16 protein-coding genes are annotated in these 15,866 nt (G+C 34.4%); 8 read left to right on the top strand and 8 right to left on the bottom strand.

Features of this window, described 5'->3' with window-relative positions; all coding sequences use genetic code 11:
* Window positions 1-225 precede the first annotated feature (225 nt).
* From M2139_RS05075 to M2139_RS05060, 4 genes are all read right to left on the bottom strand, one after another.
* Window positions 226-750 carry a hypothetical protein gene (locus M2139_RS05075; RefSeq protein ID WP_280737733.1) on the bottom strand — a complete coding sequence of 175 codons (525 nt, stop codon included), beginning with the start codon at window positions 748-750 and terminating at the stop codon, window positions 226-228.
* A gap of 184 nt (window positions 751-934) precedes the next feature.
* Entirely contained in the window at window positions 935-1,276 is a 342-nt protein-coding gene (locus M2139_RS05070) for a metal-sulfur cluster assembly factor (RefSeq protein WP_280737732.1), read from the bottom strand.
* Between the two features lie 239 nt (window positions 1,277-1,515).
* Window positions 1,516-2,817 (bottom strand): diaminopimelate decarboxylase, encoded by a 1,302-nt coding sequence (gene lysA, locus M2139_RS05065; RefSeq protein WP_280737731.1) that lies wholly within the window; start codon window positions 2,815-2,817, stop codon window positions 1,516-1,518.
* 126 nt (window positions 2,818-2,943) lie between these two features.
* On the bottom strand, window positions 2,944-3,873 hold the full coding sequence (locus M2139_RS05060; protein ID WP_280737730.1) for a YitT family protein: 930 nt from the start codon (window positions 3,871-3,873) through the stop codon (window positions 2,944-2,946).
* 270 nt (window positions 3,874-4,143) lie between these two features.
* Between M2139_RS05060 and M2139_RS05055 the strand changes: the two genes are divergently transcribed.
* From M2139_RS05055 to rpsT, 6 genes are all read left to right on the top strand, one after another.
* The gene (locus tag M2139_RS05055) at window positions 4,144-4,635 is read left to right on the top strand and encodes a YajQ family cyclic di-GMP-binding protein (RefSeq protein WP_280737729.1); all 492 of its coding nucleotides are present in this window, start codon (window positions 4,144-4,146) and stop codon (window positions 4,633-4,635) included.
* 26 nt (window positions 4,636-4,661) lie between these two features.
* A complete protein-coding gene (locus M2139_RS05050) occupies window positions 4,662-5,279 on the top strand; it encodes an MBL fold metallo-hydrolase (RefSeq protein WP_280737728.1) in 618 nt (205 codons plus the stop codon).
* Window positions 5,280-5,336: 57 nt separating this feature from the next.
* A complete protein-coding gene (locus M2139_RS05045; protein WP_280737727.1) occupies window positions 5,337-6,035 on the top strand; it encodes a histidine phosphatase family protein in 699 nt (232 codons plus the stop codon).
* Window positions 6,036-6,276: 241 nt separating this feature from the next.
* Entirely contained in the window at window positions 6,277-7,113 is an 837-nt protein-coding gene (locus M2139_RS05040; RefSeq protein WP_280737726.1) for an undecaprenyl-diphosphate phosphatase, read from the top strand.
* A 222-nt stretch (window positions 7,114-7,335) separates the two neighbouring features.
* Entirely contained in the window at window positions 7,336-9,231 is a 1,896-nt protein-coding gene (locus M2139_RS05035; protein ID WP_280737725.1) for a heavy metal translocating P-type ATPase, read from the top strand.
* 165 nt (window positions 9,232-9,396) lie between these two features.
* Entirely contained in the window at window positions 9,397-9,651 is a 255-nt protein-coding gene (gene rpsT / locus M2139_RS05030) for a 30S ribosomal protein S20 (RefSeq protein ID WP_280737724.1), read from the top strand.
* 60 nt (window positions 9,652-9,711) lie between these two features.
* Here rpsT and holA read toward each other — a convergent pair whose 3' ends face one another.
* The 4 genes from holA to M2139_RS05010 form a co-directional block, all read right to left on the bottom strand.
* Window positions 9,712-10,731, bottom strand: coding sequence for a DNA polymerase III subunit delta (holA, locus tag M2139_RS05025; protein WP_280737723.1), 1,020 nt, complete (start codon window positions 10,729-10,731; stop codon window positions 9,712-9,714).
* A 78-nt stretch (window positions 10,732-10,809) separates the two neighbouring features.
* On the bottom strand, window positions 10,810-13,089 hold the full coding sequence (locus tag M2139_RS05020) for a DNA internalization-related competence protein ComEC/Rec2 (protein WP_280737722.1): 2,280 nt from the start codon (window positions 13,087-13,089) through the stop codon (window positions 10,810-10,812).
* Complete coding sequence (locus M2139_RS05015; protein ID WP_280737820.1) at window positions 13,073-13,570, bottom strand: ComE operon protein 2; 498 nt, start codon at window positions 13,568-13,570, stop codon at window positions 13,073-13,075. The genes M2139_RS05020 and M2139_RS05015 overlap by 17 nt, the downstream gene beginning before the upstream one ends.
* Window positions 13,571-13,629: 59 nt before the next feature.
* On the bottom strand, window positions 13,630-14,265 hold the full coding sequence (locus tag M2139_RS05010) for a helix-hairpin-helix domain-containing protein (protein WP_280737721.1): 636 nt from the start codon (window positions 14,263-14,265) through the stop codon (window positions 13,630-13,632).
* Between the two features lie 110 nt (window positions 14,266-14,375).
* Here M2139_RS05010 and M2139_RS05005 point away from each other — a divergent pair, with 110 nt between their 5' ends.
* A complete protein-coding gene (locus tag M2139_RS05005) occupies window positions 14,376-14,906 on the top strand; it encodes a sigma-70 family RNA polymerase sigma factor (protein WP_280737720.1) in 531 nt (176 codons plus the stop codon).
* Complete coding sequence (locus M2139_RS05000; protein ID WP_280737719.1) at window positions 14,899-15,735, top strand: hypothetical protein; 837 nt, start codon at window positions 14,899-14,901, stop codon at window positions 15,733-15,735. The genes M2139_RS05005 and M2139_RS05000 overlap by 8 nt, the downstream gene beginning before the upstream one ends.
* Window positions 15,736-15,866 lie beyond the last annotated feature (131 nt).

Below are 15,866 nucleotides of genomic sequence, written 5' to 3'. Positions count from 1 at the left end.
TACAAAAAGATTAATCAGTATATTTGTTGGTAATCTTTAACTATCATAGCAAAATTATATTATAATTAATATAATTTATTTATATTTTTGATGAAAATGAAGGAGTTGGTTTTTATACCAACTCCTTTTACTTGTCTTTAGCTTTTAAAAACAGAAAAAACTCTCCTAGCAACTTAAAAAATCACTAAGAGAGTTTTTTCCATTTTTAATTTTTAAATGAGTTAATTAACTCGGTTGTACTTCGTAATGAGCTGTTTTAACAGCAACTGGTTCTGTTGTCGGTGCATTATCCGTAAACTGCATAAATTGTACGGTGTGCATCCCAACATTAATTCCGCCGTTACCTTCATTTAAATCAAAAGTAGCTGCTGTCAATTCTGTAATCTGAGTAATTTCGGCAATCGCGCCATCCAGATAAATGTAAACTAGCAACGCACCATCAAACCCTTCAGCCGTATAACCAATTTGCGCATCAGTTAAGCCTTCTGTAGCGTAGAAAACAGGAATTTCGCCGTTTTCTGAAGTACCAGCTTCGGTAGAAACAAAGAAACTACCTTCGCCAAGGTCTTCAACTGTTACGGCTTCTGCATTTTCTTCAGATGCACTAGCTTCGCTCATTTCTTCTGTCTGAACTGTAGAATTTGTTGTTTCGCTTGTTGTTGCAGCTGTGCTAGCTTTATCCTTACTCCCACAAGCAGCTAGCATAATTGCTGTTGTACATAAAACACTCAACTTAACCAATTTTTTCATTGTATCCCTCTTTCAGTTTTAGTTACAGTAGTAATTGTAGCATAACTCCATAAAAAAAATAAATAACAATTTAATTACTATAAGTTTACAACGAATCATATTTAAAGCATTACTTACATTATTTTTGGCGATAAAAAATAACCTTCCACAAAAAAATGCAGAAAGTTATCACTATTAATATAAATTATCTAATCCCTAAAGCAATTCTGGCATAACGGCTCATGCGGTCAGTCGACCATGCAGGATACCAAACTAATTTGACTTCCACATTAGTTACTTCCGGAATTTCTTTTACCGCTTCGTGAATAGATTCAGTTAACACGTCAGCCAACGGACAACCCATTGTTGTTAACGTCATTTTAATAACTGTATCACCAGAATTGGCAAAATCAATTTCATAAATTAAGCCAAGGTTCACAATATCAATTCCTAGTTCAGGGTCAATTACCGTTTCTAAGGCTGTTAAAATCCGTTCTTTAATAGATTCTATTTCTTCAGATGACCATTCTTTTGTTGTTTCTGACACAATGCTCACTCCTAGTTCATTTTATTGTATTAAATTTTCACTACGTATATCATTCCACTAATGTACTTGACTAAGTGGAACTGACATCCTAGTTCTTTTTATTGTATTAAATTTTCTCTGAAAAATTAGTCTGATAATTTTTCAAGTTGAACTGGCAACAAAAATGTTTGTACATTTGATTTTCATTTTAACGCTTATTTGAAATTCTGTAAATGAGAATCGCTTCGCTTGGTTGTTAATTATTTTTCTACGGGAACATCTAAGCGAATTAAATCTTGATAGCTTTCTCTACGAACAGCTAATTGAACATTGCCATTTTCAACGAAAACTACGGCAGGACGGCGATTGCGATTATAATTACTGGCCATGGAATAACCATAAGCACCTGTGCTAGTTACAGCGATTAAATCTCCCGCTTCAACTTCAGGAAACTCAATATCACGAATCACGATATCACCAGATTCGCAATATTTGCCGACAATTCTAATTTTCTCTGAATTACTTCCTTGATGATTAGCTAATAAAGCATCATATTCAGCATTGTATAAAGCAGGACGAATATTATCTCCCATACCACCGTCAACAGCAACATATTTACGAATTCCGGGAATTTCTTTTTGTGCACCAACTGCGTATAAAGTTGTTCCGGCTTCCGCAACGATACTGCGACCAGGTTCAATTTGAATTTCTGGTAAAGGATAGGTCATTTTTTGCCAATTATTTTTAATTTCTTTCACCAAGATTTCAACAAATTCTGCTGGTGGTAACGGATCATCGGCTTTTGTATAGCGAATTCCAAAGCCACCACCAATATTCAAAACAGCTGCTTCAAAGTTTAATTCGGTTTGCCATTTAGCTAATAAATCAATCACCGTTTCAATAGCTACTTTAAAACCAGCCGTGTCAAAAATTTGTGAACCAATATGACAGTGCACACCAGCAACTTCAAAAACATCATCGGCTAATAGCATTTGTAAAGCTTGTTCCGCCTGTCCACTAGCCACATCAAAGCCGAATTTAGAATCTACTTGACCCGTTAAAATATATTCGTGAGTTTCGGCTTCAATCCCAGGCGAAACACGAAATAAGACTTTTTGTTTTTGCTTTTGTTGATGCAAAATCTCGCTTAAAATTTCAATTTCATAAAAATTATCAATCACAATCGTGCCAACTTTCGCAGCAACTGCTTCTTGTAATTCTTGATAAGTTTTGTTATTGCCGTGGTATTCAATATTTTCTGGATCAAAACCAGCTGTTAACGCCGTATATAATTCTCCTCCAGATACCACGTCACATGCTAAGGATTCTTCAGCTAACAATTGATAAATAGCTAAACAACTAAAGGCTTTGCTAGCATAAATCACTTTATTTTTAACGCCCAGACTTTCAAAAGTCTTTTTAAAGCCTTGCGCCATTGTCCGAATATGAGCAATATCATAAATAAATAATGGCGTGCCAAATTCTTTAGCTAATGCTACTGTATCTACGCCACCAATTTCTAAATGTTCCTGTTGGTTAATTGTTGCTGTCCCGAATAACATCTTTCATACCTCCACAAAAACTTATAATTACTAAGCATCATATCATAGAATAACCGCTTTTGACTATGGTTTCTCGGAAGTTTTTAAGCATACTAGCAAACTTTTTTCAGTCTTTAAAAAAACTGCTTAGCGGGTGCCATGTTTTTTCATTTCTGGGAAATTCCCGGTAGATTTATAATAGCGTTGCTCCTCTTCGTTAGCGAACTGACCAATAATTCCTTGCGTCGCTAAGACGTTCACAAACGCATTTTCATCAACTTCGTGTAAAATTTGCTCTAATTGATATAATTCATAGCGGGTAATTACCATCATAATCGTGGTGTTTTGTGTTTTACGAAAACCGCCTTGACTATTTAGTAAGGTCATACCACGGAACATTTGTTGACTAACTGCTTCACAAATCTGGTCAGCTTTTTCAGTGACAATCATTACTGTTAATTTTTGATGACTCGTATGAATCATATCCACCACTTGACTCATACAAAAAATTGAAACAATCGTAAATAAGGCACTTTCCCAGTCGAAAATTAAGCCTGCAAATAAAACGATTAAACTATTTAGGAAAAACATATACTTACCAACTGTTCGACCGGTTGTTTTAGACAGCACTAACGAAATGATATCCATCCCACCAGTAGTAAAGCCCATCTTTAAGGAAAAACCACCGCCGACACCTAATAAAACGCCACCGACAATCGCATTTAACATAATATTGTCAGTGATTTGCCCTGTTGGTAAAAGCGTTGTAAACAATGATACCCCTAGCACATTAATGAAACTATAAATCGTTGCTTCTTTTCCTAATTTCAAAAAGCTTAAAACAAAAATCGGCATATTTAATAGGAAAATAAAAATCCCAGTATCAATTTGCAAGGAAAATTCTTGATTCAAAATTTTGGAAATAATTTGGGCAATCCCATTGATGCCAGCCGAAAGCACATTTGCTGGAATTAAAAAATAGTTCAAAGCTAAGGCGCCACTGATAGCTGTAATTAAAATAGCCAGTCCTCGCTTAATAAATTCATTTTTTTGATAATTTTTTACGACACTACTCATTAGTTTCCCCCACACTTCATCTAATAAAAATGATTTTATCTAAACAAAATTTTTTCAATATTGCTAGAATAGCTACTTTAAAGAAAAAAAGCAATTGAAATCCTATTTTTATGAGAATATTTTTAACTTATCCAGTCAAATAGAATTGTTCCTTTTTTCAATTTCTGCTAACATAGGAAATGAAGTAAGAATTTTTAAAATTTATAAACAATTGACCAGCTTTTTTCTTTAAAAAAGCTAGTGATAGAATGTTATAAGAGGAGGATTTTTATGGCAAAAGATGCAAGTTTTGATATTGTGAGTGAAATTAATGTAGAAGAAGTAAAAAATGCGATTCAAATTGCTTTAAAAGAAATTACCAATCGCTTTGATTTTAAAGGTTCAACGGTAGAAATAAAATTGGATGACCAACAAATTGTCGCGGTCGCTGATGATGATTATAAAATGGAGCAAGTTAAAGATGTCCTTTTTAGCAAATTAATTAAACGGGAAGTCCCTACTAAAAATATTCAATTTTCAAAAAGTGAACACGCTTTAGGTGGCACCGTTCGGCAAACAGCGACTTTAGTTAACGGCATTGATAAAGACAACGCAAAAAAAATCAATACCGCCATTAAAGATGCAAAATTGAAAGTGAAAACGCAAATTCAAGACGATCAAATTCGAGTTACTGGTAAAAATCGTGATGATTTGCAAAAAGTCATTAACTTATTGCGAAATCTTGAATTACCAATTGATTTACAATTTACAAATTATCGTTAATTACTCAAAAATGGGAGGCCTTTACTTTGAATATTACTCGTATCGTAACAGGAGTTATTCAGGAAAACTGTTACTTAATTAATAATGAAGAATTTTTGCTAATTATTGATCCTGGCGCTGAAGCTGATAAAATCGCTGCTGAAATTAGCAAAATTGCGAAAAAACCAGTCGCTATTTTATTAACGCATACTCACTACGATCATATTGGCGCGGTAGAAACTTTACGTGAAAAATACCAGATTCCGGTTTATGTTAGTCCGAAAGAACAAAGTTGGCTACAAGATCCTAAACTAAACGGTTCTGGTTGGCACGCTGAGTTTCCTGATATTGTTGTTTCCCCTGCTGAATTTGAGTTCGAATTAAAAACTTACGAAATTGGCAATATGAAATTTGAAGTGGTTGCTACTCCAGGTCATTCTCACGGTAGCTTAAGTTTCATTTTTGATGATTTTGTGATTGTCGGCGATGCTTTATTTAGAGGAAGCATTGGCAGAACGGACCTACCTACTGGTGATTTACAGCAACTTTTAACAAGTATTCAAACAGAATTATTTACCCTACCAGGTGAGTTAGCTGCCTATTCCGGTCATGGCGAAGCCACAACCATTGAACACGAGCGCCTAACCAATCCCTTTTTTAATTAAAAGGATTTTTTTGAAAAAAATAATACTTAAATATTTAAAACTGAGGAGTTATTTAAAATGTCTAAAACAACACTTTATATTGTTCGTCATGGTAAAACCATGTTTAACACAGTGGAACGGGTTCAAGGTTGGTGTGATACCCCACTAACTAAAGTTGGGCAACAAGGGATTCATTATGCGGGTTTAGGGTTAAAAGATATTACTTTTGAAGAAGCTTACTCTAGCGATAGCGGTCGTGCGATTGAAACTTGTCGCATTATTTTGGGAGAAAACGAAAATGGTCGCCATGTTCCTTATAAAACAGATCCACGGATTCGGGAATGGTGTTTTGGCTCACTTGAAGGCGGTTATGATATGGAAATGTGGGGCGTGGTTCCCCGGGTTTTAGATTTTAAAGAAGAACAAGAAATGTCTGATTTAAGTTTTGAAGACTTAGCTAACGCCATTTATAAAGCGGACACGGCTAATTGGGCACAACCTTTCACTGTATTGAAAGAGCGAGTTTGGAATGGCTTTGAGGATATTGCTCATCGTCGTGAAAAAAATGGTGGCGGTAATGTTTTAGTTGTCTCTCATGGTTTAACGATTGCCTTTTTGTTAAACTTAATTGATTCACAACAACCTTTACGTGCTTCTTTGCAAAACGGTAGTGTAAATAAAATTAGTTATGAAAAAGGCGAATTTACCATTGAAGCCATTAACGATACTACTCATATTGAAAAAGGCAAGAAGATTTCTAAAGAGTTATTAGCTTAATTTTCTTGGTTGCATATTTTGAAGAACTGCAGTTATGCAGTTCTTTTTTTATCGACTTTTCCGCTTTGATGAATTTCACACGGGTGCAGATCAAGCTCACTCCGCCTTTTCGTATTTTCTACGACTAAAGTTTGATTTTTCTGATAAATCCCTTAATTTTAGCCAATTCTGATTGGTTTTTTTATTATGAAAGAGTATACTAAGTAGGAGCTTTTGATTTTTTTATGAAAGGAATGAAAAAATGTTTTTTATTAATCTGATTAAAGCGATTATTTTAGGAATTATTGAAGGGATTACTGAATGGTTACCAATTAGTAGTACCGGACATTTAATTTTGGCTAATGAATTTATTAAACTAGATGCAACCCCCGAATTTATTTCAATGTTTAACGTCGTTGTACAATTAGGCGCAATTTTAGCGGTAATCTATCTCTATTTTAATAAATTGAATCCTTTTTCTTCAACCAAAAGTAGCGAAGAAAAAAATAGTACTTGGCAGTTGTGGTTTAAGGTGATTGTTGCGATTATTCCTTCTGGGATTTTAGGAATTTTACTTGATGATTGGTTAGATGAACATCTGCATAAGTTTTTACCAGTTGCGATTGTTTTGATTATTTATGGGGTTGCTTTTATAGTTGTTGAAAAGAAAAATAAAACTTTGCAACCAAAATGTACTGATTTAAATAAATTTACTTATAAAGCTGCTTTAGTTATGGGCTTTTTCCAAGTGCTTTCTTTAATCCCCGGAACTTCTCGTTCTGGAGCAACCATTTTAGGTGGGATTGCCATTGGTGCTTCTCGCTTTGTAGCTACGGAATTTTCATTCTTTATGGGCATCCCTACCATGTTTGGTGCCAGTGCTTATAAGATTTTCAAATTTATCAAAACTGGCAATCAATTTGATTTACAATCATTGTTTATCTTGTTAATTGCTACAATCGTTTCCTTTATTGTTTCTGTTTTAGCAATTAAATTCTTAATGAACTACATTAAAAAACACGATTTCACTGTGTTCGGTTGGTATCGTATCATCCTTGGTAGCTTACTAATTGTTTATTGGTTGATTCAATTATTTTAATTAAATGATAGCTTGATTAAACACCTTCATTTTGAAGGTGTTTTTTTCGTCTACTTTTAAAATAGAATGATTCTCAATTGCACAAGTTGAAAATCTGTTTATTTAAAAGCATCTATTTCTATTGATAATTACTTTCATTCTCATTTAAAGGTTTTTATTATCATTTACAAAAATAATATGCTATGATGACTTTGAAGATAAATGAAAACGGAGGATTATATTATGAATAAAGAAGTCAAACAGGCGCTCTTATCAACTATAAGCTGTTTACTTTTTATGATTATAGGCTTTACTTTGGAAAAAAATAATCTAGCAATTGCCCCACTCTTTTTTACAATTGCTATTATTGCAGGGGGGTGGAAACAGACTTATGAGGGATTACAAGAACTTTTTACCGAAAGACATTTAAACGTTGACTTACTGATGGCTTTAGCAGCGATTGGTGCTTGCTTAATTGGCAATTGGTTGGAAGGCGCGATGTTGACTTTCATTTTTTGTTTAAGTGGTGCTTTGGAAGAATATGCCACTAATAAAAGTCAAAAAGAAATAACTTCTTTAATGAAAATGCAACCCGCTACCGCTTTAGTCTTAGCTAATGACGGCACAACTATCGAAACGAATGTTAAAGATTTACAACTAGGCCAAAAAGTTTTGGTTCCTAAAGGGGCTGCGATTGCCATTGATGGTCAGTTAATTCAAGGTTCAAGTACGATTGATGAAGCAGCTTTAAGCGGTGAATCAATTCCAGTGGAAAAACAACTTGGCGATTTAGTCTATGCAGGCACCACTAATTTAGGTCATGCCATCACCATTGAAGTTACGCAAAAAAGTGAAGATACTCTATTTTCAAAAATTATTCAGTTAGTTGAAGAAGCTCAAAATACACCAACTAAAACAGCTTCTTTTATTGAAAAAATTGAAAATGTCTATGTAAAAATTGTTTTAATTACCGTACCAATTATGATTGTACTCCCCCACTTTTTATTAGGCTGGGAGTGGAGCGAAAGTTTTTATCGCGGAATGGTTTTATTAGTGGTTGCCTCCCCTTGTGCCTTAGTAGCAGCTGCTACACCAGCTACCTTAGCTGCCATTTCAAATGGCGCAAGAAATGGCGTACTTTTTAAAGGTGGAATTTATTTAGAGAACTTAGCGCAACTAAAAGCCATTGCCTTTGATAAAACCGGTACGTTAACACAAGGTAGTCCGGTTGTAACCGATAGTATTTTCTTAGGCAATCAAGAAGAAAGCATTCAAGCAATGCTGGCAATGGAATCTAAAACTACGCATCCCTTAGCAGAAGCTTTATTAACTCATTTCTTGGTACCAATTAAGGAAGAATTTCAACAAATCGAAGTTGAAGAAGTGACTGGTTTTGGCCTTCAATCAATGATTAATGGTCATCTTTGGAAAATTGGCAAATATTCTTTTAATGAAGCAGAAGAAAAATTAGCCGATGATTTATTAGATAAGGTTAACTATTTGCAAAGTAACGGTCGAACAGTCATTTATTTACTAAAAGATAATCAATTACAAGCGATTTTTGCTTTATTTGATGTAGCTCGCCCCGAAGCGAAACAAGTTATTAGCTATTTTAACAGTCAAGGGATTCATACCACCATGATTACTGGTGATAATCAACAAACAGCTAAAGTTGTTGCTGAAGAAGTTGGCGTCAATGATTTTTATGGCGGCTGCTTACCTGCTGATAAAACGGAATTGATTACCGAAGAGCATGCCACTTATCAAGTGAATGTTATGGTTGGCGATGGTGTCAATGACGCCCCTGCTCTGGCAACAGCTTCAATTGGCGTAGCGATGGGTGAAGGTACGGCGGTTGCGATGGATGTCGCTGATGTGGTGTTAATAAAAAATGATTTAACTAAACTACAAATGAGTCATATGCTTTCTCTAAAACTACAAAAAATTATTAAACAAAACATTATCTTTTCAGTAAGTGTCATCATTTTATTGATTTTAGCAAATTTTTTCCAAGTAATCAGTTTACCTTTAGGGGTTGTCGGTCATGAAGGCAGTACGATTTTAGTTATTTTGAACGGCTTACGTTTATTACGAACGATTCCCCTTAAAAATAATCAAGATTCAACTAATGGCTGCTAATCTTGTGAACTTTATACCTTAAGACATAGCAATTAAGAAATTATTTTGCTGTTAAGGAAAAAAACTTGTCACATTTTTATTGCAAACAAAGTGGGCTTTATGTATAATGATTAATGTTGAATATGTATTTCGGTACATATACTTTATCTTATCGGAGGTGAAAAAATGCCAAACATTGAATCTGCAATCAAACGCGTTCGTACAAGTAACGACGCTAACGTTAGAAATTCATCTCAAATGAGCGCTATGCGTACAGCGATTAAAAAACTTGATCAAGCTGTAGAAGCTGGAGCTGACAACGTAGATGCATTATATAAAGATGCTGTTAAAGCGATTGACATGGCTGAAACTAAAGGATTAATCCACAAAAATAAAGCTAATCGCGACAAATCTCGTCTAACTGCTAAAGTTGCAAAATAAAAATAATTAAGCACCGTTAAGTCATTCTTAGATGGCCTAGCGGTGCTTTTTCTTTGCATTTTAAACTAACTTCCCTAATTTCATTACAAAAAGTTGGAACATTAAGTTTTTATCCCCTTGCCCTGATTTCGTTAAATAATCATTTTCAACTAATTGATCATAAATCTGGGCGATTTTTTCGGCTGTCATTCCTCGCGCTTGCTGCATCGCAACCTTGGCACGATAAGGATGGACGCCTAAAGTTGATGCGATATTAGCTTGCTGATAACCGATGTTTACTAAAATTTTTGTCTGTAACAATAAACGAAACAGGCTGATTAAAATCGCACTAATCTTAATCGTTTCTTCCCCTTGCAACACTAAATCATCAAATAAACGCAATGCTGCTTCCGTTTTACCAGCTAACACATAATTGGTCATATCAAAGATATTATGCTCTAAAGTTTTAGGAATTAATTCATTTAAAACTTCTTGACTGACTGTCTGATTACTGCCAAGATAAAGAACAATTTTTTCAAACTCACTAACAATTTTTGTTAAGTTATGATCAGTTAAATTCATAAAGTAGTCAAAATTTTCACGACTAATTGTTAGTTGCTGATTATCAAATAGTTGTTGGACATAGCGATGTAATTCTTTTGTTTCTGGAGCATGAACTTCAATTAATTGACTCTGCTTTTTTAATAGTTTAGTCGCTTTTTTTCGCTCATCTAATTTATCATAGGGGGCAAAGAAAACTAAAATCGTGGTTTCTAAAGGATTTTCAATATATTTGAGAAAATCAGTTAAATCAACATCTCCTGCTGTTTTATTGCCAGTTAGAAAAAAAGGATTTTCTGCAAAAATTAAGCGATAATCGCCAAAAAAAGGTAAACTTTCGGCTTCATCTAGCAAAGTCGCCATGGAAGTTTCCGTCAAATCGAATAAAGTAAAATTCAAATCTTCTTCATCGCTAATTTGTAGTCGCTCTAAAAAAGCTTGGCGAACTTGTAGCTGTAAGTAAGTTTCCGTTCCCAAAACTAAATAAATATTCTTTAAGGCTTGACTACGAATTCTTTGGATTGCTGTTTGGGTATTCAAAAAATTCCTCCTTTTTTCAAATTCCTTCAATAAAGGTTTCTCAAATATCCTACCATGAGAAAAATAGAAATACCACCCTTATTCAATGATTTCTTTGATAATCATCGGTTGAAAAAATGACCAACGAAAACTAATCATCCCCTGTTGATCAGTGCGGAAAATGGCGACTTCTTGCAAGTTTTTCAAAACTTTCGGATGCGGATGACCAAAACGATTGTTTTTCCCACAAGAAATAATCGCAATTTCTGGTTGCAGCTGCTGAACAAATTCTTTGCTAGTAGAAGTTTTACTGCCATGATGACCCACTTTTAAAATTTCACTTTGCAATTGGGGATAATGATTAATCAACTGCGTTTCCCCTTCTGCTTCTAAATCGCCAGTAAAAAGAAATGAATGTTCAGCAATTGTCGTCCATAACACTAAAGAATCATTATTTTCTCCTACCACTTCTGTAAAAGGCGATAACACTTGTAGCTGAAATTTTTCCCCAATCACTTCCCCAGCTGCGACTAAATAAATTGGCGTACCTTGTTTTTGAAAAACGGTTAAAATTTCTTTCATTTTAGGATTTTTCTCCATTCCTTTAGCTAAATACAGTTTTTTAACAGGAATCGCTTGATTAAGGGTTAAAACTTCTCCTATATGATCCTCATCAGCGTGAGTCAAAACTAAAATATCTAATTGCGCCACGCCTTGCCCTTGTAAAAAAGGAATCAAATTATATTCAGCAGCAGAACGCCAGTTACCGATTTGCCAATCTTCTTTAGCGAAAGTCAACTGTCCACCAGTATCAATTAGAATCGTTTCTTTTTGAAAAGGGGCTTGTAAGAAAATGCTATCCCCTTGACCAACATCTACAAAAGCTACCATACCAAAAGGGTTAATTACTTTTAAATACAGGGGGAAAGCTAAAATAATCACTAGCCACGCCCTTTTTTTCAGATTTTGAGATTGCAAAAAATAAATTGCTATCAAAATTAAAAATACTAACAGGTTATTGCTAAAACCACTGGCGCTTAAACTCCAGCTTTCAAAAAGACTGATACACCACTCCATACTCTGAAGAATTTTTTCAAAGATAATTTCTGGTAGAAGCGATAATGGTTGTAAAAATTTGAAAAAACTGAAAATAAATAGCCCACTGAGATATGGTAAAAATATTTTTTCAAACAAGGGAATAAACAGGACACTGAAAAAGCCACTAAGAATTGGCACCTTACAAAAACTATAGCTAACAATTGGCAGCATCACTATTTGCAATAATAAATTTTTCTGCACTAGGTTCAAGGACTTTTTTTCTTGTAGTAATAGGATAAATAAAGAAATCGTTACACTTAATAAGCCACCTAAACTAAAAAAAGTATAGGGTTTCACTAGTAATAGCAATACTAAACTAATAGAAAAACGATCTAAAGAAGAAACAACTACTCTTCTTAACCCTAAAAAGCGCCTAACTAAAAAGAAAATCAAAGCTCGCGTAACACTGATGCTACCACCAGTTAACAAATAAAAGAAAATACTAACCACAATTAAAGGGCCTAAGGATTCTGCTGGAGTCAAGCGCAAACGCCGCAATAAATAATATAAACTTCCTAGAAAAAACTGAACATGTAAGCCCGATAAACTAAATAAATGAAGCAAACCACTATCATCATAAATTTCACGAATTTCTTCAAAATCTTGATCTTGATAACCAAATAGTAAGGCTTTCATATAAAGGGCGGTTTTTCTGGAAAATATCTTATCAATTCGTTGCACTTGCTGCTGCCGAAGACGACTGAAAAAAAGCTGAAAATCAAAAAACTTGGGCTGTATTACTTTAGTAATTTGATAATCACTAACTTTTAATATACCAGCAATACCTTTACTGGCTAGATAAAGACGATAATCAAAACCTAATAAGTTTCTTTGACCTTCTGCTATAGCTAACTCTCCCCTTGTTTTCAAAAGTAAGACTTGATTGTTGGCTTGCCAAAAATCTTTTTCAGCTGCTGATTTTAATTTAATACGACAAGTGACTTGACGAACTTCTTGATTAGCGATTGTTTCAGCGGTGAAACGTAAACTATCGCCATTCACTCGTTGACTATCAGGTAATAGAACCAGTTGATAATCATTGGTTGCCCCTATTTCAGTAGGTAGTTGTAGCTTTTCTTTTTGGCTATTAGCTCTCAAAGCAACAAAAAAACTGCAAAATAAACAAATCACGATTAATGATTTGTTCCTTTTACAGCATAAACTGACGAGTATCACAGTTAAGGATAAATAGAGAAGTAAACTTTTTTCAATGACTAAAGCCCCGATGATTGCACTTAAAAGGGCTGGGAAAACCCAATAATTATCAATTTTCTTCAGCATTTTCAAAAAGCAACTCGTTTTCTAGGCGAATTTTAGCGAAATATTTCTTATCTAACTGAACTTGATTAGTAGATGCGCCCACTTGGCGAATCAAATCTAAAGCATAAGGATCGTTATGATAATCATACAAATAGTGAATTTTCTTAACGCCAGCTTGCAAAACAGTTTTCGTACACGCTAAGCAAGGAAAATGGGTGACATAAATTTCCGCATTTTCTGTAGGAATGCCGAATTTGGCGCATTGTAGCAACGCGTTCATTTCCGCGTGAATAGTCCGTAGACAGTGCCCGTTCACTACGTAGCAATCTTCATCGACACAATGGACATCGCCGCTGACAGAGCCATTATAGCCTCCTGCGATGATTCGTTTATCCCGCACCAAGGTTGCCCCTACTTCTAAACGAGTACAGGTACTCCGCAAAGAAAGTAATAAAGCTTGTGCCATAAAATACTGATCCCAAGGTATTCTTTCCAAAATAATAATCCTCTTTTCTATATTAAGAGTAAAAGTTAACTCCTTTTTTGATAAAGACTTGTTTTCTATATTGTAATGGAATCCTTGATTTTTTCAAGCGTCTTTTCACCAATCCCCGAAATTTTTGTTAAATCCGAAATATCTTTAAAACTACCGTTCGCCTCACGATAGTTAATAATGTCTTGTGCTTTCTTCTCGCCAATCCCTGATAAAGTCTGCAACTCCACAGCTGATGCTGTATTAATATTTATTTTTCCGTCTTTTTCCCCACTTCCTGCTATCGATGGAGTTAGTTGATTATTGCTAACTTCTGCAGCTACTTCCTCACCGACTTTTGCTACATAAATCACTTGCTGATCACTTAGTTTTAAAGCAAAGTTTAATAAATTTTGATCAGCTTCTGAAGTAAAACCGCCAGCTGCCATAATCCCGTCAATTAAGCGGCACTCGCTAGCTAAACGATACATTCCCGGATTTACAACAGCACCTTTTATGTCCACATAAATAAAGTCCACGGTTGTTTCAGTTGTTGAACTATTTAACGTGCTGCTTTCTACCGTCGTTGCCACAGTTACTGTTTCAATCAGCTCCTGTTTTGGCTGATGAATTAACAGATAGCCACAAAAAGCCCCAACAATTCCTAAGGCAGCCAGTAAAATAATCAGTAATTTTTCTTTCATGATTCCTTGCCAAGTCTGCATTTTTCTCCCTCCTAAAAAAAGATACGCAAAAAAATGATATTTTTGACAGAAAAATTTATTTTACAACGTATAATATAGTAAAGCGAACAAATTGCGAAAGGAGTGCCAAAATGGTTTTAGATGAAAGCATAATCGCTGCCTTAGTTGCCAAAGATTATAATGGCCTAGAACTTTTAATTGATAAGTACGGTTTAACTATTTTAAAAACGATTCATCAGATACTCAATCGCTCTGAAGAACGCTCCTACCAGCAAGAAGTCGAAAATGAAGTCTTTTATACAATTTGGAAAAAGTCAGCTACTTACAAGCCGGAATTAGCCCAGTTTAACACTTGGATTTTAATGATTACTAAAAACACTGCGATTGATTTTAAAAGAAAAATTATCCGCAACCAAAAGTTTCAATCTGTTGCTACGTTACCTGAAATCAGAAAAGAAAGTTTTCCTTTAGAAAAAGAACAGTTTTTAGATTTATTAGCCATTCTAACTTTTGAAGACCAATTAATTTTTCTTAAGCGCTATTTTTACCAAGAAAAAATTGAAGATATCGCTAAAGATTTAGCCTTAACTAACGAAACTGTCTATAACCGGCTTTCACGTGGCCGAAAAAAACTAAAAAAGGAGCTGAGTAATCATGAGTAATACTTTTAAAAAGCTTTTTCATCTATTCAATAAAGAACGCTCTCCCGAAGAAAAAATTGCTTTCCAGAAAAAACAATTACTTCAGCAAACTAAAAAATATATTTTTCTACGAGAATTAATGGAAGAGTTTGCTGAAAATTTAGCGGCTGATGAAATTATTCAAGCTTACCTACCTTTAGCGGCTGGTGAAAATTCCAGTGTTGCTAATGTTGGTTTGATGGGCATGGCCTATGCTGAAAAACCGCAATCGAAAGCTTATGTCCGCCTTTTCAACGATATTCGTGGCAATCGTTTATTAATTTTTACCAATCAGCGCATCATCTTTATGACGTTAATTGAATATTTAGAAGATGGCCTCTATTATATTTATCCTTATGCAGGGATTAAAAGCATTTGCTTTAAAGAACAAAAAGTCGGCTATTTCGAATGGGAAAATCGTCAAGGATTTTTCCCGAAAAGAAAATATACTTATAGCTATAGCTTGGATTTTCAATCAAATAATAATATTTTTACTGAGCGCTTAACTGAAAATGATGCTGAAATTTTCAAACGCCAATTATCGGAAATTGAAGCTTTAAAAAATGTTCTCATCACTGATAAAGTGCAAAGAAATTCAACTTTTGATTATTATTTTAGTAATTTCACTTTATGGCAAAAAACATTTATGACCATTTCATTGATAGCCGTTGTCAGCTTGCTAATTCTACTCATCTTAGGGATTTTCTTTCATATCGGGCCCAGTAAACATCTTTATTTGGGTTCACAAAGTTTACTTGCAGAAATAATTACTAAAAAAAGGGGCTGTGACATAAGTAAATTATGTTCGTAGTTTCAAAAAAAAGAAATTCTATGAAAACCATTATGGTTTTGTGGGATTTCTGTTTTTTTAGGTATGATTTAATTATTATTATCTTACTTTTGATAGTTTCATCATATTTATTGCGGTAATTAAAATGCCAG

Source organism: Enterococcus sp. PF1-24 (assembly GCF_029893325.1).
In the GTDB taxonomy this organism is placed as follows: Bacteria; Bacillota; Bacilli; order Lactobacillales; family Enterococcaceae; genus HY326.
This window is presented reverse-complemented; position numbering and strand designations above follow the sequence as displayed.